The sequence below is a fragment of the Bacillus sp. 9.4 genome (assembly GCF_055486415.1).
This window is the reverse complement of record NZ_JBVFMU010000001.1, coordinates 202553-222577: the sequence shown is the minus strand read 5'-3', so window position 1 is coordinate 222577 and position 20025 is coordinate 202553. Positions and strand designations below refer to the sequence as shown.

General features: G+C 33.0%; 37 protein-coding genes and 2 pseudogenes. 32 read left to right on the top strand and 7 right to left on the bottom strand.

All coding sequences use genetic code 11. From position 1 onward, the window contains the following. Window positions 1-9 precede the first annotated feature (9 nt). On the bottom strand, window positions 10-219 hold the full coding sequence (locus ACZ07B_RS01515) for a YonK family protein (RefSeq protein WP_068947519.1): 210 nt from the start codon (window positions 217-219) through the stop codon (window positions 10-12). A 273-nt stretch (window positions 220-492) separates the two neighbouring features. Between ACZ07B_RS01515 and ACZ07B_RS01510 the strand changes: the two genes are divergently transcribed. Beyond that, complete coding sequence (locus tag ACZ07B_RS01510; protein WP_464876830.1) at window positions 493-675, top strand: hypothetical protein; 183 nt, start codon at window positions 493-495, stop codon at window positions 673-675. Window positions 676-1055: 380 nt separating this feature from the next. Here the strand turns inward: ACZ07B_RS01510 and ACZ07B_RS01505 are convergent. From ACZ07B_RS01505 to ACZ07B_RS01490, 4 genes and pseudogenes are all read right to left on the bottom strand, one after another. Further along, window positions 1056-1166, bottom strand: a pseudogene (locus ACZ07B_RS01505) (hypothetical protein); the annotation flags it as partial. Between the two features lie 563 nt (window positions 1167-1729). Then, window positions 1730-2005, bottom strand: a complete 276-nt coding sequence (locus ACZ07B_RS01500) for an HU family DNA-binding protein (RefSeq protein WP_120363383.1) — start codon at window positions 2003-2005, stop codon at window positions 1730-1732. Between the two features lie 260 nt (window positions 2006-2265). Further along, the gene (locus tag ACZ07B_RS01495; protein WP_464876829.1) at window positions 2266-4791 is read right to left on the bottom strand and encodes a hypothetical protein; all 2526 of its coding nucleotides are present in this window, start codon (window positions 4789-4791) and stop codon (window positions 2266-2268) included. A gap of 44 nt (window positions 4792-4835) precedes the next feature. Then, the gene (locus ACZ07B_RS01490) at window positions 4836-5015 is read right to left on the bottom strand and encodes a hypothetical protein (protein ID WP_464876828.1); all 180 of its coding nucleotides are present in this window, start codon (window positions 5013-5015) and stop codon (window positions 4836-4838) included. A 1041-nt stretch (window positions 5016-6056) separates the two neighbouring features. Here ACZ07B_RS01490 and yonT point away from each other — a divergent pair. The 21 genes and pseudogenes from yonT (at window position 6057) to ACZ07B_RS01385 (ending at window position 14288) form a co-directional block, all read left to right on the top strand. Further along, the gene (gene yonT / locus ACZ07B_RS01485; protein ID WP_225516770.1) at window positions 6057-6233 is read left to right on the top strand and encodes a type I TA system toxin YonT; all 177 of its coding nucleotides are present in this window, start codon (window positions 6057-6059) and stop codon (window positions 6231-6233) included. 18 nt (window positions 6234-6251) lie between these two features. After that, window positions 6252-6503, top strand: a complete 252-nt coding sequence (locus ACZ07B_RS01480; RefSeq protein ID WP_464876827.1) for a hypothetical protein — start codon at window positions 6252-6254, stop codon at window positions 6501-6503. Between the two features lie 44 nt (window positions 6504-6547). Continuing rightward, window positions 6548-6706, top strand: a complete 159-nt coding sequence (locus tag ACZ07B_RS01475) for a hypothetical protein (protein ID WP_121572579.1) — start codon at window positions 6548-6550, stop codon at window positions 6704-6706. Between the two features lie 87 nt (window positions 6707-6793). Beyond that, the gene (locus ACZ07B_RS01470; protein ID WP_464876826.1) at window positions 6794-8011 is read left to right on the top strand and encodes a hypothetical protein; all 1218 of its coding nucleotides are present in this window, start codon (window positions 6794-6796) and stop codon (window positions 8009-8011) included. A 327-nt stretch (window positions 8012-8338) separates the two neighbouring features. Continuing rightward, a complete protein-coding gene (locus tag ACZ07B_RS01465; RefSeq protein WP_464876825.1) occupies window positions 8339-8791 on the top strand; it encodes a hypothetical protein in 453 nt (150 codons plus the stop codon). Continuing rightward, window positions 8788-9009 (top strand): hypothetical protein, encoded by a 222-nt coding sequence (locus tag ACZ07B_RS01460; RefSeq protein ID WP_464876824.1) that lies wholly within the window; start codon window positions 8788-8790, stop codon window positions 9007-9009. Before ACZ07B_RS01465 ends, ACZ07B_RS01460 begins: the two co-directional genes overlap by 4 nt. Before the next feature lie 37 nt (window positions 9010-9046). Continuing rightward, a complete protein-coding gene (locus ACZ07B_RS01455) occupies window positions 9047-9250 on the top strand; it encodes a hypothetical protein (protein WP_326249005.1) in 204 nt (67 codons plus the stop codon). A gap of 64 nt (window positions 9251-9314) precedes the next feature. Further along, window positions 9315-9512, top strand: a complete 198-nt coding sequence (locus ACZ07B_RS01450; RefSeq protein ID WP_464876823.1) for a hypothetical protein — start codon at window positions 9315-9317, stop codon at window positions 9510-9512. Between the two features lie 174 nt (window positions 9513-9686). Next, complete coding sequence (locus ACZ07B_RS01445) at window positions 9687-9857, top strand: hypothetical protein (RefSeq protein ID WP_464876822.1); 171 nt, start codon at window positions 9687-9689, stop codon at window positions 9855-9857. Window positions 9858-9889: 32 nt separating this feature from the next. Then, window positions 9890-10105 carry a hypothetical protein gene (locus tag ACZ07B_RS01440; protein WP_284929312.1) on the top strand — a complete coding sequence of 72 codons (216 nt, stop codon included), beginning with the start codon at window positions 9890-9892 and terminating at the stop codon, window positions 10103-10105. Continuing rightward, window positions 10102-10275: a hypothetical protein gene (locus tag ACZ07B_RS01435; protein ID WP_015968356.1), complete on the top strand. Its 174-nt coding sequence runs from the start codon at window positions 10102-10104 to the stop codon at window positions 10273-10275. Before ACZ07B_RS01440 ends, ACZ07B_RS01435 begins: the two co-directional genes overlap by 4 nt. 22 nt (window positions 10276-10297) lie before the next feature. Next, entirely contained in the window at window positions 10298-10534 is a 237-nt protein-coding gene (locus ACZ07B_RS01430) for a hypothetical protein (RefSeq protein ID WP_003230991.1), read from the top strand. Window positions 10535-10546: 12 nt separating this feature from the next. After that, window positions 10547-10720 carry a hypothetical protein gene (locus tag ACZ07B_RS01425; protein WP_166852641.1) on the top strand — a complete coding sequence of 58 codons (174 nt, stop codon included), beginning with the start codon at window positions 10547-10549 and terminating at the stop codon, window positions 10718-10720. Window positions 10721-10752: 32 nt separating this feature from the next. Next, entirely contained in the window at window positions 10753-11088 is a 336-nt protein-coding gene (locus tag ACZ07B_RS01420; protein WP_464876821.1) for a hypothetical protein, read from the top strand. 153 nt (window positions 11089-11241) lie between these two features. Then, window positions 11242-11682 carry a hypothetical protein gene (locus ACZ07B_RS01415; RefSeq protein ID WP_268279368.1) on the top strand — a complete coding sequence of 147 codons (441 nt, stop codon included), beginning with the start codon at window positions 11242-11244 and terminating at the stop codon, window positions 11680-11682. A 5-nt stretch (window positions 11683-11687) separates the two neighbouring features. Continuing rightward, the gene (locus ACZ07B_RS01410; RefSeq protein ID WP_268279369.1) at window positions 11688-12110 is read left to right on the top strand and encodes an NUMOD3 domain-containing DNA-binding protein; all 423 of its coding nucleotides are present in this window, start codon (window positions 11688-11690) and stop codon (window positions 12108-12110) included. Window positions 12111-12127: 17 nt separating this feature from the next. Next, window positions 12128-12355 carry a helix-turn-helix domain-containing protein gene (locus ACZ07B_RS01405; RefSeq protein ID WP_217002669.1) on the top strand — a complete coding sequence of 76 codons (228 nt, stop codon included), beginning with the start codon at window positions 12128-12130 and terminating at the stop codon, window positions 12353-12355. 94 nt (window positions 12356-12449) lie between these two features. Beyond that, a complete protein-coding gene (locus tag ACZ07B_RS01400) occupies window positions 12450-12686 on the top strand; it encodes a hypothetical protein (protein ID WP_114168598.1) in 237 nt (78 codons plus the stop codon). A 37-nt stretch (window positions 12687-12723) separates the two neighbouring features. Continuing rightward, on the top strand, window positions 12724-13362 hold the full coding sequence (locus tag ACZ07B_RS01395; RefSeq protein WP_464876820.1) for an HIRAN domain-containing protein: 639 nt from the start codon (window positions 12724-12726) through the stop codon (window positions 13360-13362). Window positions 13363-13403: 41 nt separating this feature from the next. Further along, a complete protein-coding gene (locus ACZ07B_RS01390; RefSeq protein ID WP_464876819.1) occupies window positions 13404-13856 on the top strand; it encodes a hypothetical protein in 453 nt (150 codons plus the stop codon). Between the two features lie 40 nt (window positions 13857-13896). Continuing rightward, a pseudogene (locus ACZ07B_RS01385) lies at window positions 13897-14288 on the top strand (UPF0715 family protein). A 1-nt stretch (window position 14289) separates the two neighbouring features. On the opposite strand, the gene ACZ07B_RS01380 reads toward ACZ07B_RS01385, so the two are convergent. Both ACZ07B_RS01380 and ACZ07B_RS01375 read right to left on the bottom strand, forming a co-directional pair. Further along, window positions 14290-14520, bottom strand: a complete 231-nt coding sequence (locus ACZ07B_RS01380) for a hypothetical protein (RefSeq protein WP_464876818.1) — start codon at window positions 14518-14520, stop codon at window positions 14290-14292. Between the two features lie 111 nt (window positions 14521-14631). Further along, window positions 14632-14811, bottom strand: coding sequence for a hypothetical protein (locus ACZ07B_RS01375; RefSeq protein ID WP_003231000.1), 180 nt, complete (start codon window positions 14809-14811; stop codon window positions 14632-14634). Window positions 14812-14881: 70 nt separating this feature from the next. Here ACZ07B_RS01375 and ACZ07B_RS01370 point away from each other — a divergent pair, with 70 nt between their 5' ends. From ACZ07B_RS01370 to ACZ07B_RS01325, 10 genes are all read left to right on the top strand, one after another. After that, on the top strand, window positions 14882-15133 hold the full coding sequence (locus ACZ07B_RS01370; RefSeq protein ID WP_124058414.1) for a hypothetical protein: 252 nt from the start codon (window positions 14882-14884) through the stop codon (window positions 15131-15133). 3 nt (window positions 15134-15136) lie between these two features. After that, on the top strand, window positions 15137-15352 hold the full coding sequence (locus ACZ07B_RS01365; RefSeq protein WP_071582325.1) for a hypothetical protein: 216 nt from the start codon (window positions 15137-15139) through the stop codon (window positions 15350-15352). A 10-nt stretch (window positions 15353-15362) separates the two neighbouring features. After that, window positions 15363-15494, top strand: coding sequence for a hypothetical protein (locus ACZ07B_RS01360; RefSeq protein WP_004399255.1), 132 nt, complete (start codon window positions 15363-15365; stop codon window positions 15492-15494). A 415-nt stretch (window positions 15495-15909) separates the two neighbouring features. Next, complete coding sequence (locus ACZ07B_RS01355; RefSeq protein ID WP_268479141.1) at window positions 15910-16398, top strand: hypothetical protein; 489 nt, start codon at window positions 15910-15912, stop codon at window positions 16396-16398. A 55-nt stretch (window positions 16399-16453) separates the two neighbouring features. After that, the gene (locus ACZ07B_RS01350) at window positions 16454-17296 is read left to right on the top strand and encodes a DUF6414 family protein (RefSeq protein WP_268458928.1); all 843 of its coding nucleotides are present in this window, start codon (window positions 16454-16456) and stop codon (window positions 17294-17296) included. A 25-nt stretch (window positions 17297-17321) separates the two neighbouring features. After that, a complete protein-coding gene (locus tag ACZ07B_RS01345) occupies window positions 17322-17891 on the top strand; it encodes a hypothetical protein (protein ID WP_464876817.1) in 570 nt (189 codons plus the stop codon). Between the two features lie 176 nt (window positions 17892-18067). Beyond that, the gene (locus tag ACZ07B_RS01340) at window positions 18068-19222 is read left to right on the top strand and encodes an AimR family lysis-lysogeny pheromone receptor (RefSeq protein WP_268397227.1); all 1155 of its coding nucleotides are present in this window, start codon (window positions 18068-18070) and stop codon (window positions 19220-19222) included. A gap of 30 nt (window positions 19223-19252) precedes the next feature. After that, window positions 19253-19378, top strand: a complete 126-nt coding sequence (locus tag ACZ07B_RS01335; RefSeq protein ID WP_268397226.1) for a lysogeny pheromone AimP family peptide — start codon at window positions 19253-19255, stop codon at window positions 19376-19378. Window positions 19379-19502: 124 nt separating this feature from the next. Continuing rightward, entirely contained in the window at window positions 19503-19658 is a 156-nt protein-coding gene (locus ACZ07B_RS01330) for a hypothetical protein (RefSeq protein WP_464876816.1), read from the top strand. Between the two features lie 150 nt (window positions 19659-19808). After that, window positions 19809-20015 (top strand): hypothetical protein, encoded by a 207-nt coding sequence (locus tag ACZ07B_RS01325; RefSeq protein ID WP_041338583.1) that lies wholly within the window; start codon window positions 19809-19811, stop codon window positions 20013-20015. The last annotated feature ends 10 nt before the right edge of the window (window positions 20016-20025 follow it).

Genomic DNA, 20025 nt, shown 5'->3' with positions numbered 1-20025 from the left:
AGTCATCACCTACTCAGAGAGTCCTTCAGTTTCTTGAGGCACAACTTCACTGTCGCTTTTTAAAGTGAAATCAATCGGTTCTGTTTTGCTTTCAATTTCTCTTAAGTACTTAGATAATGAGTGAATGTGTATGCCATCATTTTTATACTCAATAATTTGATCTTCATCAACGTTTACAGTGCATTTTTTAAAAGAGTATTCTTTTTTACCTTTAGCCAAATTAAATTCCTCCAATATTTGTTTTATTTACGTACAATAAGCTCCTTCGGAAGCCCGATGATCCGAAGCATCGGTAACGTCCGAAAAGGGGATATGAAGGAGATGAAAAGATAAGTCGGATAGGCGTTGGGGAAACGCCCGAAGGAGATTATTGATATCTTGCGTACATATGAATTACAGACCTATTCCAGTTATTAAAAACTGTTCCGGGTGGTAAAATAATCCACAATAGGTATAATGAAGTGTAGATGAATTTGAAAAAGGGGTGTTTTTTTGATAGACAAAGTTTTGAATGCCTTTATTATAATAGGTGTTTTGTTGGTAGTTGGAGCGGTTACTGTTTTTAAAGATTTTGAATATCACCAATATCTTCGTTTTGGTGGGGCAATAATGATAGCTTTTGGCTTTATGTTTGGTTATGACAAAGTAAAAGCTAAAAAAAAAAAGAGTGAATGACTTTTAAATTCTATTGTTCTAGTTATTTTCTTACCCATCTCACCTACACCAATGAATGAGAAGGAAAGACTCATTATAAGCCTTCTCAATGGCATTTCAGTCTCTCTTGTTAGGTTACACGCCTTATTGAGAAACAAAGCGTCTCAAACGCTCGCCAATTATTTTACACAGTTTTCTCTGACTCGTGTAAGGAGGTATGTGCATGGAAGGTAAGTCTCCATTCAGAACATTGAAGGAGACATAGCGAATAAAATAGTGAATGTGTTTTCTAGTGAAATTGAAAAGACAAGACCGAAAATAATCCTTTTCTGTGAAATAGGAGCGGTGATCAATCGCTCAAACACTATTCCACTTATTTTACGAGTATAGAAGACTCGCTAACCCGGAAAAATTTTGATGACCGCATAATAAGCCCCAAAGCTTACAAGGGCTTTATTTAAAGGGAAGGAAGACGCATCTGCCTTACCTAAGTGTAAGCCGAAGCAGTACACCGTAATTAATATTCAGGCTACATGTCACCCATAGTAAGACTGTGATGGGATTCACCCTACAAAACAGCAATTTTTCAGCTTGAGTAGCATAGGTCTTACCGACATGTTTAGCCCGATAATAGCCATTTACCTGTCTCCTTAAGATACAGACATCCGAGTTAACCTCGCACCCTCATAAATGACTACTATCCGACTAACTGCAATGACCAACCGCAATTTTGTGTCAGAATGATACAGAAAATAGGGGAGTAGATATTGTTTAATCAATAAAAGCTAGTCCACACAGAAGAGGAATCTCCACTAATGTTCATTCAAATTAGTCTGTATCTTCATAATGAACATTAGTCGAGAACTGATATCCCATATATTAGTAATCAACGGTTGATTGACAACACCCCAATGTTGGCAATCAAATAATCTCTCTTAACACCTGAAGTGAATGCAGACGAGGATTTGCACCTCGCATAAGTTTACGGCCCTTCGGCTTGTATGTGTCTACCTATTCCACCACCGCATTTACAGGTGAAGAGAGGGGAGAGATGCTAATCCCTCATTATAGATTGTTAAGCTTTCACTGCATCTTTGAGAGCTTTTGCAGCCTTGAAGGCAGGTGCTTTTGTTGCTGGAATATCAATTTCCTCGCCTGATTGCGGATTTCTCCCTTTACGTGCTGCACGTTCGCGGACTTCAAATGTACCAACTCCAGGAATCTTGATTGATTCACCTTTTGCTAGTGTTTCAACAATAACATCAAATACTGCTTCTACTTTAGGAGTAGCTTCTTTCTTAGGAACACCTAATTTTTCTGCAACTGCTCCAACAAATTCTGTTTTGTTCATGTTTTAATTCCTCCTAGTGATTTTGGTTATTTTTTGTTAAAGTATAATTACGGTAACGTTTGTGCTTCTATTGAAAAATGGGAGACGTACTCACCCTTATATGTGGAAATTAGCTTTCTTTCTCCCTTATGGCGATTATCTATTTTCTGACTAAAAATCGCTCAATCCCTTGTCCTGCAAGGATTTAAAGTCCCTTGGTTTTTGCTGGTTTTTACATATAGAGCCAGAAACCCTTATGTACCAAGGGTTCAAGGCACTTTCTAAACCGTTACACTTCTAAATCTTCTTACTCGTTCCTTTGTTTTTTCTTTTTCTCTCTTACTTCCACACCCTTCACAAAGCCTTTGTCTATTAGAGGATGGAGAGAATAAAAGATCGCAATCATCACACCTCTTCATGTCCTTTAAATTAACTTTTAAATTATTAAGCATAATATCACCAAAACATTCCCATAGGGTGGCTTTGAACTTGCTTTTCTTCTTGTAAAGGTGTTTAACTAAAACATCAACTATGTATTGTTCCTTATTATGTACTTCCAGTAATCGATCCTTAATTATCTTATAAACATAAAGCTTTTGACCTGGTTTCGTTTCTTCGTCACTATTCATTAACCACTTTTTGTTGCGATCAAGTCTGGTATACATTTTAATTATCGATTCATCTAATCTAGTATTCTTGTTTTTCAACAATAACTGATAATCAAAGTGACCAGCGACAGACCTAAAATTAATTCTATCAGAAGGAATAATTTGTTCTAACCTGTTTACTGTACTGTTATTAAGTTTTTCAACATTATTTTCTTCTTTATCCTTTGCATTGATGAAGAAGTAGGGGACTTTATTTTTTATGTAATCTTTGATTTGCTCATCAACATGATCAGGGCGGGTGGGCATGAAAAGCGTCTTTGCAAAATCGATAGTAAAGTTATTCTCCATGCATAACCATTTGATCACGTCTAGGTTTATATTGTCACTGTTCCATATCTTAGTGATATTGTTACTGTACTCCCCGATATTGATCCCATAAGCAAGAGTTAGTGCTTCATAGATGTTTCTGCTATTAATCTCTTGTTTCTGGGCTACTGACATTTCATAATACAACGGAACGATGTTTTCCATATTACGTTTGGCTATATTAACGATTAGCTCATCAGAAATAATTAAGGCCTTATCTCCGTCGTTATCAAACTGTAGCAGCTTGGATATCGGATCATGTATGCTGGTATAAACACCTGGGGTAATAAACCACTTTTCATATTCCTCATCTTTTTTGTTCCACCTAACTCCATGCTCTCTGTATAGGTGAGGAGAGCGGAGGATATCAATATACCCTTCATCATATAAAGAACAATGGACATCGCTACCGGTGAGGAGTCCTTTCGGATTCTCAATTCCAAGAAACAATCTTTCACAAAAAGCATATAGATCAGGACATAAATATGTATACCTGGCGTCACTGACAAGTAATTTCCCAGATTTGGCGTCCTTAATCATACTCTTCTTCTTATTCTTAATGATTTCTTTGGTATGGTCATCATTTAGCAGCTCAGGATATATTAGTAGAGCTTCTTGAAGGCTTGTCTTATGTTTATTTTTCTCGGTAGCCCCTAAAACTTTCATCATTGTTTCTTTATCAGTGCCTAATTGAGTAATCTCACTAACAGTCTTTGAGCTGATTTGTTTCAATTCCTCATCTGTGATATCAGTGAGTGTTTGTAGCATCTGGTAAGTCAGTTTTCCCTCAACAGATGGATCTTCTTCATTTAATTTAGCTCCTAAACATCCATACTTTTTAAATTTATAGCGATAATCATCCCAAGAATCATAGTACTTCCACATCTTAAACTGGCTTTTCGTAAAAATTATTTGGATATCATCTTTAATAATGTCCCATTCTTTACCGTAGACGTCCTTAACTTTAAATGAACTGTGTTTTTCAGCAAACTTTCTAAAGTCAAACGGAACAAGTAGACCCTTAACCCAAGGCAATCTGACCATAAAGCTTTTCTGGCTCAAACTAGGAAGCATCATTCCACAACCATCTGTATGTTCTATAGGAATATCCATAACTTTACGAGTGATTTCATATGTATCACGGTCAATATAATCAACCAGGCTGGAAACGTTTGTTTCTAAGTCATTTACGACAATAGTTTTATCAATATCAATTTCCCATGGACTGCTGGCGCTATTCGATAAGGCCATGTAGCTATTCCATTTGTTTATGCTGCTTCCACCTTGAGCATTGATATGCTCAACACTAAGACCACAAGTTAGAGTATTTTGATACTTATCTAAGGTGCTTTGTTTGATAAAACAAGATTTTTTGGTTCGTATTTGACCGGCACTGCTAGTGAAATAAACGTATTTCTCATTGTTATGTATGAATCCTTTATCAATAATGTCCCTTAAAATTTGAAAGTGATAAGTTTGGACAACCATGATCTCTTCAGAGAGAGAGTTTTCTTTGATTCCCAACGTTCGAGTTAAGACTGAATCAAATAATGAAATCACATTATTATCTTTCAGGGAATCTGTTCTAAGTGTCCTTATTTGATTATGATTGTTAAAAGCGTTATAAAGATTTTCTTTTAAGGAAATAATCCTTTGCGTTATGTACTTCTTATGTTTTTTATCAACATGTTCAAGTTTTTTGAGATGTTCTCTGTACCTATATGATTTTAAAATCTTGTTATGTAATTTGTTTTCTTGATCATTATAAAAAGCAGAAGTATCAATACTGTAAATATGTACTTGCTTATTTAGACCGTCTTTTTTTCCTTTCAATAAATTCTCCCCTTGTAAATTAATAAACTATTTTATTTTTATTCTTAATAACTACTATTTAAATATTGGGACACTAAATTTCTGTATGTATGACTTCTTTGATTAACTGTTCCGTACCACAAATAGTCTTGATAAAGATTTTCTTCTTCTAGTGTAGCTGTTTCATTAATAACTTTAGCCTCAAGAAAACCAATTAAGTTGCTAAACATATACTGTCTTTTCATCCAATCACCTCCATAGTAAATTTATTTTTATTCTAAAGGGAGCTATTAAAAATTCCTGTGTATACCAGGTGATTCGATTATATATTTTATTTTTATTCTTGTAAATATAAAATTCAAAAAATATTAAATGGATATATGATGGAAAGTGGAAATAGACACAAGAAAATCTGGTGTAGGGTCATGTTTTTTATTTGGGGATAAGTTTGCATATCGTAATGTTATCGTACACGAAAAACATGCTTATCGTAAAAATTTATAAAGGGTCAAAAAAGACAGTAAACATAATGATATTTGATACTTTAATTAGTGAATAGGGGCAAACGATCGTAAAACATAAGTGGGAGTAGGGGAAAGAAGTCGTTTTAAGGAGAAATTGATGAAAAAGGAGAAATTTGAAGAGGGAAAAACATTGATAATATAGGTTTTTACGATAACGATTACGATGTGAAAAAGGACGATTTTATGTGAAATAGGGAAAATGTAAATTTGGGAAGGGTGTGGAAATGGAAGTGCTATAGGCACATTCGTTCCCTTATTTTTACCATTAGATGTAAAAATACCCCCATATACTGGCAGTGGAAACCCCATATAATATACCTTATGTAGGGAATTCCTTAAGGCTGTTTATTCAACACAGCTCCAACATAATTCCAGGTCAAACACAAGAATAAATTTAAAAAAATAAATTGGTCGGCAATATAAAAATGAATAACCGTTCATTAAAGATAATCGTATTTATAACGAATCCGAGGGAATCGAAGACATATTTATTTTATACTCATCACTATACATAACCATACCTTATGTAATCATATATCCTTCGCTTATCACACTACCACGCTCTCAGAATCAATATAACACCTATCTAAGCCATCCAATGTCCATTCCCATATCAATGCTGTCCTAACAGCTAAACCATCCTACAGACTAATTAAAGCATCAATACATTCACCAACAAAATATAATTATTTAGAGTAAAAATAAAATGACTTTATAGGTAAACTGTGTTATAATAGAGTCATAGGAAAGGAGGTGTACATAGTGCTTGAGAAAGTGGGTATCTTAGTTGCTTTCCTCATCTCATTAACAGTTCTTACTATCAACTGCCTCACAATAGTTGAGAAGGTAAGAAACTTAATGAATGGGACAAGCAAAAAGAAAAAGCGTATACGCAAGCGACTCCGACCAAAGAGACAACGCCAACGTATACGCCGATGAGAGCTAAGCTAAAGGGGAATGAACTTCTCCTTTAGTTCCTACCCATATTATAACATGATCAAGCACATTGTAAACATGAAACGATTCTCACTATGGTTTACCCATGTCACATTCATTGGCTTATTCTTAATGTTTCAACTCATCAAAGATTACTTCAGCAGCGAAGCACAAACACTAATCAACACAACATTCATAGTCACATGTATCATTGCCATACTGTTATGGATTATCTATTTTGTATTCCTTAATCTAAGAAACAAGTCACGCTAATCATATAGGCCTCATGGTATAATTAAATCATTGAGGTGAGATGAGTGGAGAATAAATTCCTGGATGCTATTCGGCAGCTTGCTAAGGAATTAGAAATGCTCAAGAAAGATATTGACTCCATCAAGAAAACAACTGACAGAATTGATTCAGACCTTTTAGAGTACAGAGAAGAGATAAGCAAAGTTAAACAACATGAACCTTGAACACACCAGTTAAATATCAAACTGTAAATAAGGAGCGGTAAACATTTATCGTTCCTTTATTTTAATTAAATCAAAAGGAGATGCTAAATGAATAAAGTTAAAGTAGTTGATTCCATAATGGGATCTGGTAAGACATCAGCAGCTATTAACTACATGAACAACGCTAACCCAGAAGATAACTTTATATTTGTCACACCTTATCTTAATGAGGTTGAGCGGATAAAGAAAAGTGTAACCAACAGACAAATGTATGAACCTAAAGTAAGAACAAAAGGGGATAAGACTCAATATAAATTTGAATCACTTCATGAACTCTTATCACAGAATAAAAACATTGTTGCAACTCATAACCTATTTAAGAATGCAAACGATGAAACAAAAGAGCTTATCCTTTCAGGTAACTATACTTTAATATTAGATGAGGTTATGGAAGTAGTTGAGCAGCTACAAGTGAAGACACATGATCTTACAACACTATTTGATTCTAATCTTATCTATGTTGAAGATGGATTTGTTAAATGGAACGAAGATAAAAGGGATTATGAGACACGTTACAATGACATTAGAGACATGGCATTGAACAATAATCTTGTTTATTTTAAAGACAGTATATTGATTTGGAACTTTCCAGCTGAGGTATTCAAATTGTTTAAAGAGGTTTACATATTAACTTACATGTTTGATGCTCAGATACAAAGGTATTACTATGATGTGAATGGGATTGCTTATGAAAAATATGTGTCATCCTACATAGATGGAAAATACCGGTTCACTCAATACAATAAAGACTTTGAGAACAACGTTAAGGGAATGATCCGTAATAAGATTAAAATTTATGAAGGTAACTTGAATGCTGTAGGCCAGTTAGATTATTCATTATCATCAACCTGGTACAAAGATAAGTCATCTTATACAATCAAAAAAGTAAAGAACAATGTATTCAATTACTTTAACAACATTGTTAAGTCATCAAGTGATGAAGCAATGTGGACGACCTATTCAGAACATAAGAATAAAATAAAAGGTAATGGTTATACAAAAGGTTTTGTTTCCTGCAATGCACGTGCTACAAATGAATTTAAACATAAGAAACATTTAGCTTATACAATAAACAGATACGTTAATACAATCCTTTATAGTTATTTTAAGAATAAATATAATATTGCAATTGATCAGGATTTGTTTGCTTTATCTGAATTAGTACAGTGGATATGGAGATCAGGTATAAGAGATGGAAAAGAAATAACATTATTCATTCCATCTTTAAGGATGAGGAAGCTGCTTTTAGAATGGTTAAATGAATAGGTTAATAGAACAAACCTCTTAAACTTTGAAAAAAAGTCAGTCATATCAAGGGTTTCAGAGCCTAAGTCTTTAGGGAAAGGGTATAAAAATAAATTTTAAAAAAGGGAGAACATTTTAATTACATACGTCCGTAAAGAAGGGCGCTTTACGTCCGGTTTTGTTCAGCAAGCTGAACGAAAACTTATATAAATTTATTAGAATAAAAATAAAATAACATTTGATAATCTATAATAACCATGTTATACTTAAAACAAGTTAAGGAGATAAGAATTTATTACATAAAATTAGAATAAAAATAATATTACTTTATGAATGGAGAGGTTAAAGATGATGTTAATTAAACAAAAAGGAAACAGATACTATAGATATAGCTGGGCTCAAATGAGAAGTTTCCCAATTAAGAAAGTTGAAGCATTAGAACTAATCAAAAATGGTGAAGCTGAGTTAGTTGAAAGCTTTATTACAGATCCTGCACCTCAGCAGATTACAGAAGAAACAAAGCAAGTAGATGAAGTACAAGAAGAAGTTAAATCAACAAAAGTAGTTAGCATAAAATCAATGAGAGAGGCAAAAAAAGAAAAAGAAAACATTGCAAAAGCAAAAGATCATTTTGTGAAGAGAGTATTACCAAATCTTAATCTTACTGATATGAAAAAGTTAACGGAACTTTCATGTGAAAAAGACAGTGAAGGGTTCCAAGAAGAGATTATGAGAATCATTCTGAGATTGAATATTGAAGAAGCAACATTTGGATGCTTACAAGGAGGTCAAAACACATGAATATAGCTCCTCCTTATGATGAATGCCAAGTTAGGTTCAGATACTATATGCTATCTCAAGGAATAAAGCCAGGTGATGAATATAAAATTTATGAATACATGATATGGATCAATAGAATGGTTATAAGGTATAAGAAGTTAAAAAACGAGAAAATTACCACACCGATTAAACAAAATGATTTTACTAGCTTTATAGAAGAGCAGCTCGAAGTTGTTTAAATAAAATGCATATTTTAAACAGAATGGAGAGGTTAATATGAGAATTTTTACGGAATATGAAAAAGGATACTTTGATGCCGAAATTAATAGCGCCCAGCGTGAGCTTGAAACGTTGGTTAGTATTAGAGCTGAGTCTAACGAATGTTGGAGTGAAGACAGCATTATTGTAAAGCGAATCAGGGAATTAGAAGAGTTTATCAGAAGCAATCATAATCCCGAATTTGTATTAAGAGGCGAATAGAGTTACTCCATTGTTAGATAATGAGATCAGTCTATAATCTTCAAACAGAAAGGAGAAGAATCGAATGAATGAGAGTACAGTGAAACAACACCTTGAAACAGTTTTTAAATTGGATGGGTTAGAATTTATGTTTAATGATGGTGAAAAGATTGTTTTCTCTAGTCCTGTGGGTGATGTTGTTGTCCGTATCGAGACAAGAAAAGTTTATGATCATGAGGAAAATTTAATAGGTGAAATCAGTTCAATATATAACATGGATTAAAAAGGTGATGTGAAGATGCTGAAAATAAAATAGTTTGGCAGTTGCCCGTAATTCAAAGCAATAAAACAGATCATGGTTGGGTCATCCAAAAGCGAAATACCAGTATACATTATATAATCATATCTAAATAGTAATATTAAATAACAACATAGTTATCTGAAAGGGGAGTAAATAATGTATAACGTTGATCCTTTATTTTTTATAGAACATTGCACTTCTTGCGGAATGAATATCAATTCTCATATGGAAAAGGGAGTAGAGTTTTATGTAGAAAACGATGGTACCGAGGATTATTATATTTGCAAAAGTTGCAAAGAAAAATGGGGCAAAGTAGAAGATGAATAAAACAACAATTTTATACATACGGAGGTAAGGATATGAAAGACTTCAAAGGTCATAGAATAAACAAAAAACAAGCAGAAGCATTGCAAGAAGTAATACTTACTATGGATGATTTACAAGAGATAGCACAAGAGGAAGATGGATATGCGGCAGATACCGTAGATAGTCTGATTCGTGACGTTGAAAAGTTCTTATATGAGATAGGAGCAGTTGAAAAACTTGTAATAGGGTTAGAGGAGGATGCGGAATGAAACAGTATGACAAAGGATATTTGAACGGTCAACTTGACAGCGCAGAAAATGAGCTGGACATACTTTACAGGATTAAAGAGGATTCTAACGAAATATGGCATGATAATAGCATTTTGATTACTAGAATCAAGGATACAGAATCATTCTTAAAAGAACATGGTCGTTTATAAAAAATAAGGAGGGCGTGAAGTAATGCATGTTCCTGATGATATTAAGAAAGCCATTCTAAACAGTTCTTTTAATTACAAGCAGGCAATAGAGGATGCGAATAAAATTCGTGATTGGTTGGAATCTAATGAAATAAACAGTGATTTCATGAAAGAATATTTTAGTGAATGTATAGAAAATGGGACAGATAACTGGCGAGACTTTCTGGAACATCTTGAAACTCATTCAAAAGATCAAATGTATGACGGTACGGATGATTAAGGAGGGCGCAGTTTGGATAGAGATAAAATTAGTGTACATAAAACAGAAGAAACTAAACATTGCAATGGATGTGGGAATAGAAGATTGAAAGGTGTATATAGTATTTGTTTGCCATATGCGACAAGCATAATACACGTTTGCGATGAGTGCAGGGAGAAGCTTGTGAATGCCTTAAAATCTGAATAAAACAGCAGTTTTAATGAAAGGGGAAATAAATGTTGCTTACATTAAATCAAAACACCTTGAACTTTTTACTGGATAATGGCTTTGAACTAAAGCAGTATGAGGAGCAGGGATTATCATTTTATACAAAAGAAATAAAGGACAGCCACTCTTTGAAAAAATTGATTACACATCATTATGAAATTAAGGAAGATGAAGAGATCAACACAAAAGGATCAAGCTTTATCATGGAGATACAGACAAATGGGGAAACCCCACAATGGCTTTTTACTGGTGAATACGAAAAGCTTGGTATTCTTCAAGACCAAAATCAGTTTATTGAATATGTAAAAGAAATCGTTAATCTAATTAGGCCAAATCTAAATAACTGAATAAAACATGGATTTTAAAGAAAAGAGACAAAAATAAAATTAGAGTAAAAATAAAATAATATTTGATAACTTAAAATGATCATGGTATACTTGAATTACAAAACAAGGAATATATTACACAAATAACTATTAAATGGAGGTCTTCTTGATATCATGGATCTTTTTAATCTTACCCATGTCGGCATTATTCATAATAAGGCAATTAATTATATAAACAGCACCTTTCCAGGATTATTGGATAAAGTTGAGTATACTTTAGAGGATAAAATAGGAACTGTTGTACTGGATAAAACTGAAGAACATGTTGACTCTGAGTTTCAAGTATTAGGGGCTTATTGTCCAGAATCAAGAACGATCTTTCTTTGCAGAAGATCAACTTTAAAAGCAGCCATTCATGAACTAGGGCATGCCGTACATCATCAGCTATTAAATTATAAAACTTATAAACTCTCTCAAGAAGGCAAATCAGAGAGGGCTGAATACAACTATAAAGAGGACTTTGCTGAGGCATTTGCCGAGCTTGTATTAAGACAAGATAATGACAACTTCACAAGGCGGGATATGGACATTAGAACAATATTGCAAGGGGTGTAAGAGTTATGCCTCCTAAAGGTTTTAAGCATTCTAAAGAATCAAAGGAAAAAATAAGTAAAGCTCTAAAAGGAAGAAAACTTTCTGAGGAAACGAAACAAAAAATGAGCTTAATGAAAATTGGACATCCCTTTTATGGGAAAAGGGATTATAAAATGTCTGACAAAGCGAAAACGAATATTAGGAAGGGGATTATTGAAAAAAGGCAAACAGCTGAATATATTGATAAACTAGCTCAGTTAAAAATGGGAGAGTTAAATCCCAAGTCAAAACTCAGTCAAGGGCAGGTTAAATCAATAAGAAAAGAATATGAACTTCTGATTAACAATATGAAAAAGACAGAGGCACAAAATTATCTTGCAGAAAGATTTGGTGTGAAGAGGTCAACAATATCAGACATTGTGTTATATAAAACCTGGAAGCATATTTAGGAAATGGGGTGAGTACCTTGATTAGATCAAATTTAAAGCCCATATTAGACGAAAAAAAGATCAGTATCCGAAAGCTATCCAGAGATATTGATCATGAGTATCCGACCGTCAGAAAGCTTTATAATGACGAAATGGAGCGGTATCCGAGAGAGCTGTTGGATAAGGTATGTACATACCTAAACATCGAGCTGCATGAGTTATTGATTTTCCAAAAAGATCATAACCATATCGATCACTCAGGATGAAAATGGTATACTAAAGTTACAAGCATAGGAAGGAATTACAAGTTTTCTAGGTCTGCATAAAATCGTACTTTTATAGGGAATAGGAGAGGTTATAATGCAAAATACAGTAAAAGTAACTTTCAATGTAAACGGTGTAGAAATCAAAACAGATGCGGGTGTACCACAAATGCCTAATGGCATTAATGCAGATAATATGATTGTTTTACATGCTAAAAGCAATTTGAAGAAAAATCTTGGAATTGATATTTATGAGGTTATGAATGCAGAGCACTATGATGATATTGAACATCTCGTAACTATTGACAAATCAGACTATACTCAAGGTGTTTAAATAAAATCATTCTTTTATTTTAATTGGAGGGGTACATTTGGGCATATTCAACTTTTTCAAGAACAAAGTTAAAAATGAACAGAATGAGAATAGAAATAATAATATTAATACTTCTAATGTTAATAACGAAACAGAGGCGACATCTAAAAAAGAAAATTTCCCAATCTTGATTCAAGAAACTGCCTTCTCAAGGAAATATGAAGAAAAGTCTGCATTTTTTGAGTATATAGACTTTAAAGTTGCAGGAACATCACACTATCAAAAAGATATTAAGAAAGCCATCAAGACTGAGGATGAAAATAGTTTTTTCTTCGATGAAAAATATGATGGTATGACAAATAAAGAGATTTTAGAATCTACTTTTGATGAGCCAATCTTTGTTTATCATAATGCACTTTTCTCTAATTGTGAATTGCGAATAGAAGAGAATAACAAGTACGATACGGAAGCTATAGCTGTCTATGTAAATGATTTCAAAGTAGGACATGTTCCTCGAAAGAATTTTCAAGAAGGCAAGAAACACATTTTCGATCAGTTAAAGAGTGGCATAAGGCACCCAATTTCAGCAAGTTTGTATGGAGGGAAATATAAAATTAACCGTGATGATACAAAGATTGAGACCGGTGAAACAGATTATAAAATTGAGTGTCAAATTGTGATTAAAACAGCCAAATAGACAATATAACTACGATTTTAAAGAGATAAGAGGAGAATATAATGAATATTTATAGTTTGCAAAAACTCACTAAGGAATATAAGTATAACAAAGAGCCAAGAATTATTTTTCGGCCGGTAAGTGGAAGGGATGATCCATCAGTTGTAATAAATGATATTAAAATGATGGCTGAAACTAAGCGATTTAAAAAAGTAACAAAAATCACTCACTTTCATTATGGGGAAAACTCTGGAGATGATTTAACTTATGTTGATTTTCTAAATGGGGACACTGTTTTAATTGAAAACTACTTTACATTTGGCCCTTCTAAAATGAGATCAACTGAGTTTGCAAATTTTTTATCTCATGTCGGGTTTCCAGATGACTTTTCACACTCAGTTGTACATATTAAAGATGGTTATGACCTTCTTCTTACAATTGAACTTGATGGAACGGAAGAAGTAGACTATAGAAGTAACGTTAATAAACCAGAAGTAATTGATCCTTCAACATAAAGCAATTCTTTAATAGAAACGGAAGAATAGCGGAGGTACCATTTTGGGGTTATATAAACCGTTAGACAGTTACGCTTATACATTGGTATGTTCTAGCTTGTCATATGGTCTAATCTTTGGCTTGTATATGTTTGTTTATTCAGCTTTTATGGCGATCGCATTAATCACAATAGGAATCATAGCATTCTACTCATTTATCACTTACTTATTATTTGCTATCCCTTTGCAAAAATTACTAAGAAGAAGGCCCAGAAAATTCAGTTTGATCAATTTGTTAATTTATGCTGCAGTAGCCTTTTTAGCTGTGTTTTTTTCTGGTTTGTTGATTATCCGTCAAATGCTCTTACTGTATTCAGAAGCTTAAATTATTACATTATGAGTATTGTTGCAGCTTTCATTTATTGGTTTTGGGATTCCATCTTCCTACATTAAATTAAATCATGAATTTAACACAGTTGACAACAAGTAAGAAGGCTGCTGTTCCAAACAATAAATATCCAGACAGTTTTTGTTTGCTTAATATTGCTTCAAGCCCGACTACTGATAAAAGGGCTGCAACAAATAATTGCGCAACAATCAATAATAATTCATTTTGATTAAACAGTGAATATACACACAAGACTAATGCAAAGCAAGAAACCGAAATTTTTGCAACTTTTAGCAAGGTATCACTCCTTATGCAATCATGTATTAACCTTAACACGATTACATGTCTTAATCCGAGAGCATAAAGAATTAAGATAAAAGAAGTGTTTTAATCAAAAAGAGCATTACACTAAATGCTCTTTTTCATGCCACACCTTCTGCATTCACGTAAAAATATTCCACTCTTCACAGAGCTTTTAAACAAAGTGTAATCACAATTGTCGCAGCGGCCGTATTTTACATCAGGATATTCTTTGTAATCATATACGATTGAAGTGTCATATCCGTTTGTTTCGTATTTCTCTTCCACAAGATCACCTACATAATTTATTCAACATACTCAAGAATACCAAATTTCGTTCGATATAGGGAGGGAACAAATGATTGGATTAGCTTATTTTTTAATTATCTGGCTTGGAGTTGGATTAATGACCGGCATTAAGTTTATTTTTGTTGATCAGGTCTATGATGAGGAGTTTAAAGAACTCATGGATAAAGAAACAGCAGCGGGCATGGAAAGGAATTTGGCCAGCCTGTTTTTCAAAAATAAGCTTAATGTGATTGCTTTTTTTATGTTAATTGGTTTACTGCCATTGGCAATGAGGATTACAAAATTATTTAAAAGAGGTTGATTTATGCCTTTGATTGATTATTTCTATGTATTGCAGTTTGAAAATAAGGAATACTTCAAATCATTTAATTTAGATGAGGACGGTTATTTAACATCTAGCGACCTCCACGGCGCTTCTAAATTGCAAACAATGTATGAAGTCATTGAGGTAGCAAGTGAGCTGAAAACGAAGTGTAATGTGCAATGTGAGGTAAGGGAAATCCAAGTCGTAAAGCGTTAGGAGTGTTTAGGTGTATTGGATAGAGTGGATTGAGAATGGAGAAAAGAAAAACATTGTTGCAGAAGGTTGGATTGAATGGGCTGCTATACTTGAAGACTTGTATCAGAAACGATTTGAGTATGTTGAATGGAAGCGGCTTTAAAAAGGAGTGAAATGACATTAAAAATTTAGTTTTATTGTCCAGCTTTTTCGGGATTATGCTATCAATTATAGGGCAATTATTTGGAGTCCTAACAGATTTCTTTATTCCAGGTATTGCACGGCTTATGGGAGTTTTAGCGGGTCTCTTAGTATTACTTAGCCTGAAGTCAAGAAACACAGAAATGCAGGCATTTATATTGGGTTCAAGCACTGCGCTGGGAATAATGGGTGCAGGAGTTTTATATCTTCCAGCAGCTATTGTCAATGTCTTAATTGGCTTCAAACTAAACAAAAAGTTAAAAGAAGAAACACTAAGGAGCAGATCTGAATAGACTGCTTTTTGTTTAGTGTGACCAAGGAAAATTGTAGTATAATAGTAATAAAATAATCATTTTATTCAGAATGGGGTTACATATATGGGGCAGGATGGAGGAAAGTTAGTATTTAAAAGTTCAAGGCATGCTGATATAGCTGGAAAATTTGGTGAACAAATGATTCTTTTTTATTTATCCAGCAAGGGGTTTGAGTGTGTGAAATTTGATTATGTGGGGATTGATATCTTTGCTAGAAGTGAAGAGGGTGAAAACTGGGGAATATCAGTTAAATTTAAATCTCTAGTTGACGGAAAGCCCAGCATTGGAATTACTCAGAAAGCTCTTGAATCAGCTGAAAAAGCCTGTGAAAGATTAGATTTCAAACCATTTATAGCTACAGTTTTTGAAAGAGGAGCAGACTTAATTGTCTTTTTTTGTCCAATAGAAATTTTTAAAAATATTGCAAATAAAAGTCAAATGAAGTATAGGCTAGATCTTAGAGAAGAGTCATGGAGGAGGTATAAATCTAATCCACATCTACAATTCTTCTGTTACACAAGGAACAATTTAAAAAGTAAATGGTTTGAATAAAAAATCCTCAATCTTTTATTTCTATTATTTTAAATAAGAATTGGAGTGTTGTTACATGATATATAGAGACATTGTGTACTTTAATGGAGACAAAATTCAATCGATTCTTGCTCAGTTAAATAAGGGAATTGTTGAATCAATAATTGAAACTAAGGAGAAAAATCATGAGTTAGAAGGGACAGCTAAATCATCGAAGATTTTAGAGCTGCTGGGGGTACCTTTATCTGCAGAAGGAAAGTATACATACAACAACACAAAAGGACTGCAAGAACAAAAGACACTTCATGATTTTGCACTAACTGAACTTCTTAACGTTTTACCATATAAAGATGTTTCAAAATTAGATAGGAATGCATTAGGTAGAAATGAAAGAATTTTTGTGAAAGTTAAGGGTGAATTTTCAATATACGATTATCAAGATTTAGGGAGTACAATAGAGAAAATTGGTACTGTAGATAGTTTAATAAGAGGTGGTCAAAAAAATGATGATATAAGTGGCTTTACAGATTTTATTCAAAGTGTTTACTCTGACTTAACCACTATTGAAGTCAAAAATCAAAAAGGGATTAATTTTATTGGAGCAATTAATCCTGAAAATTTGCGTGAAACAACTAGAAATATGATTTATAAATACGGTTCTAAACCAAAAGGTGAATGGGATCTGATTTGTCAAATAACGAAAATCCCGCCTAATAAACCAGGGAATATTGAAGATAACTTTAAAGACTTTGGTGCCAGTATTAAGATGGATAATATAAAAAGTGAAAAGTCTCTAGAAAGAGTAATAAACGAAATTTTGAAAGAGTTTTCGAAAATTAATGACATGTTCGCCTCTGTTTCTTACCCTAATATAGCTGTTGAACCAATTGCAGTTTATCATGAAGTAAAATTAAAATAAATTAGGATAGGAAAGAGGTTTTCATATGGATGAGTTCGCTCATTTTAAATTAAAAATTGATGCTAAACCAACTATGTTTCATGGAAAGACAGTTAGAAAAAATCTAACTCAATCATTGTGGCTAAAGAAGATTAGACCCCAGATTCTAAAAGAGAATAACTACACATGTGATATATGCAAACACCACCCAAAGGAAGAAAATTATAAAGAATTACATGTACATGAAATAGAAGAATACGATTTTGATAATGGGGTTGTCAAGTTAATTGGCCTGGATTTAATTTGTGCAAACTGTCATGCATTCCAGCATTTTAAAAGGTCGCAATTAGTTTTATCATCAGAGCAGTTGGATAGATTGATAATTCATTTTACAAAAGTAAACAATTGTTCAATTGAGGATTATAAGCGGTATAGAAAAAAACTTCAAAGTTATGCTTTTGAACGAAATAATATAGAAAGAATATTGTCGCAAGAGACGCAAAGCAACAGAACACAAATTGATCATATTCGGTTTGCTATTTTGGGAGATATCCCTTTTAAAGACTTAGTGATTGAAAGACTGAAGCAAAAGGATGTCTATTACGAATACGGTTAGAAAATATGGGACAGGGGCACTTTACAAGCCTAAGCCCTTGTCTGGTTAAAATAGGAATTTCATTGATTTAACAACAAATAAAGAATAAAAATAAAATATATACTTGAAATTCTGACAACTATGAGGTATATTATAAACAAGGGAAGTGATAAGTGAATAAAAGGGGGGGAGACAAGTTGAAATTAAAGAAGATGATTAAGAACGAATGCGAAAAAGATAATCAGCTTGCAGCTCGACTTGCTAAATTGGCCGGTTATGAAAAAGTAAATGGTTTCTATAAGTTTGTGAACACCCCAGAAAAAGAAATGGATAACATCGAAGGTATAATAAACATCGTAAAAAGCTTGTTTCCTGATAATGAAAAACAGCTATTAAGTGAGTACTTCTTAGAATTAGATCCTAACAAAAAATGTGCAAGACACTCAGTTGAATATTCGGATTTAAATCAATGGGATGAGCTTACTGACCAGCTTATTAATAATCTTTACGAATCATCTAATTCAATAAGCCGTGAATGGGGTCAGATTTACTCTATACATAGAAGATTAAATAAAAGTGAAATTACGTTAAATGATGCTATAAGAGAAACAGGTAAATTCAGAATAAAAACCCCTGAAATGTTTTTATTTTCAAACATACTAATTATGTACGAATATCTGAAAATTGGTGAATTCGGTTTAATGAAAAGCACTTCGCAATTTTTAGATATAGAAGAGTTACCTGATGGATTTATTAAAGAATGTTATTATGGCCGAATTGAACTTTTAAAAGCCAATATATCCTTGAATGACTACGAATTAGAAGAGACCAGGATTCATTGCCAAAAAGTTATTGAAAGTACAAATAACAATAGATTAATTGTATTTGGTTATTTGACATATGGAAACACATTTATATTTGAAGATTATGAAGAAGCTAAATTATGTTATGAAAAGGGGATGGAATACGCAAAAGAAAATCCTCATCACGTCTACAAATTAGAGCTAGCTCTTTGCTTTCTTAATAATGTTTGGGCAAAAGATAATAAATGGATTGATTTTCAGTCAAACGAGATACCGGATATGATTGAGGTTGCCTATTATTTAGTCAACATGAAGGAACTAGAGAAAGCAGCATCAATTATAGAAAAAATCGAGAAATTGAATGTTTTGGATGATGACTTAGGATTTCTAAATCATGTTAAAGGTCTACTGTATGATGATGTCTCCTTCTTTCATGAAAGCATAAAGAAGTTCAAAAAATCCGGCGATAAACTTTGTTTAAATTTGCCTCTTATTGAACTTAAAAAACGTGGATATACAGATGAAATATTGAATTTAATTTCACTCTAAATGTTGACATCCTTGAAAGGAGGTGAGAAAATGAAGAAAATTTACTTCGGTCTTGTTATTTTAATTGCATTAGCTGTTGGTTTCGTAAGTGGTCAACAATCTGTTGAAACTGCAAGTGGAGATGTTACAGTAGCCTCTGCTAGTCGTGGGGCGTAAAAAACAAATATAATACATAATACTGTCTTAGACGTTTGATCCATTGGATCAGGCGTCTTTTCTAATTTTAAGGGAAAGTTCCAGGAATTCTAAAACTGAAAAATGAGAACATGGGGGAATTAGAATGAAAAAACAATTATTACAAACATTTTCTTATGAAGAAATGGCAAAAGGCTATGAAGAAATGGCTGCAATCAATTCAACAATAGCACAAGAGGATAATCACCTTGAGAATGAAGCGGAAATGGCTAGATCACGACATAAAACTATGGCTTCCTAAACAGAATGAAACTAAATAAAATAGACATTTTAAACACATCGAGCACATGTGTTTATTTGTCTAGAATAAAAATAAAATTAATTATTGCATAATCTGTTGGCAACGGATATAATGAAGATACATAAGATAACGTTGTTGGGAGATGGGACTATGGAAGAATCAAATAAAAACGAAGAGTATAAGGTTACTTCATTAAGACAGTATCAATACATAAAACAACTTAAGAGCTTTACTCGTGTTAATCTTCATATGGAAGATCCAGATGTGTTTACACCTAATAATGTTACTACAATGAGAAGAAATCATAAAGAGCATATGCTTATTAAGGATCAAAATAACACAATTAAATGCATATAAGGAGAATAAA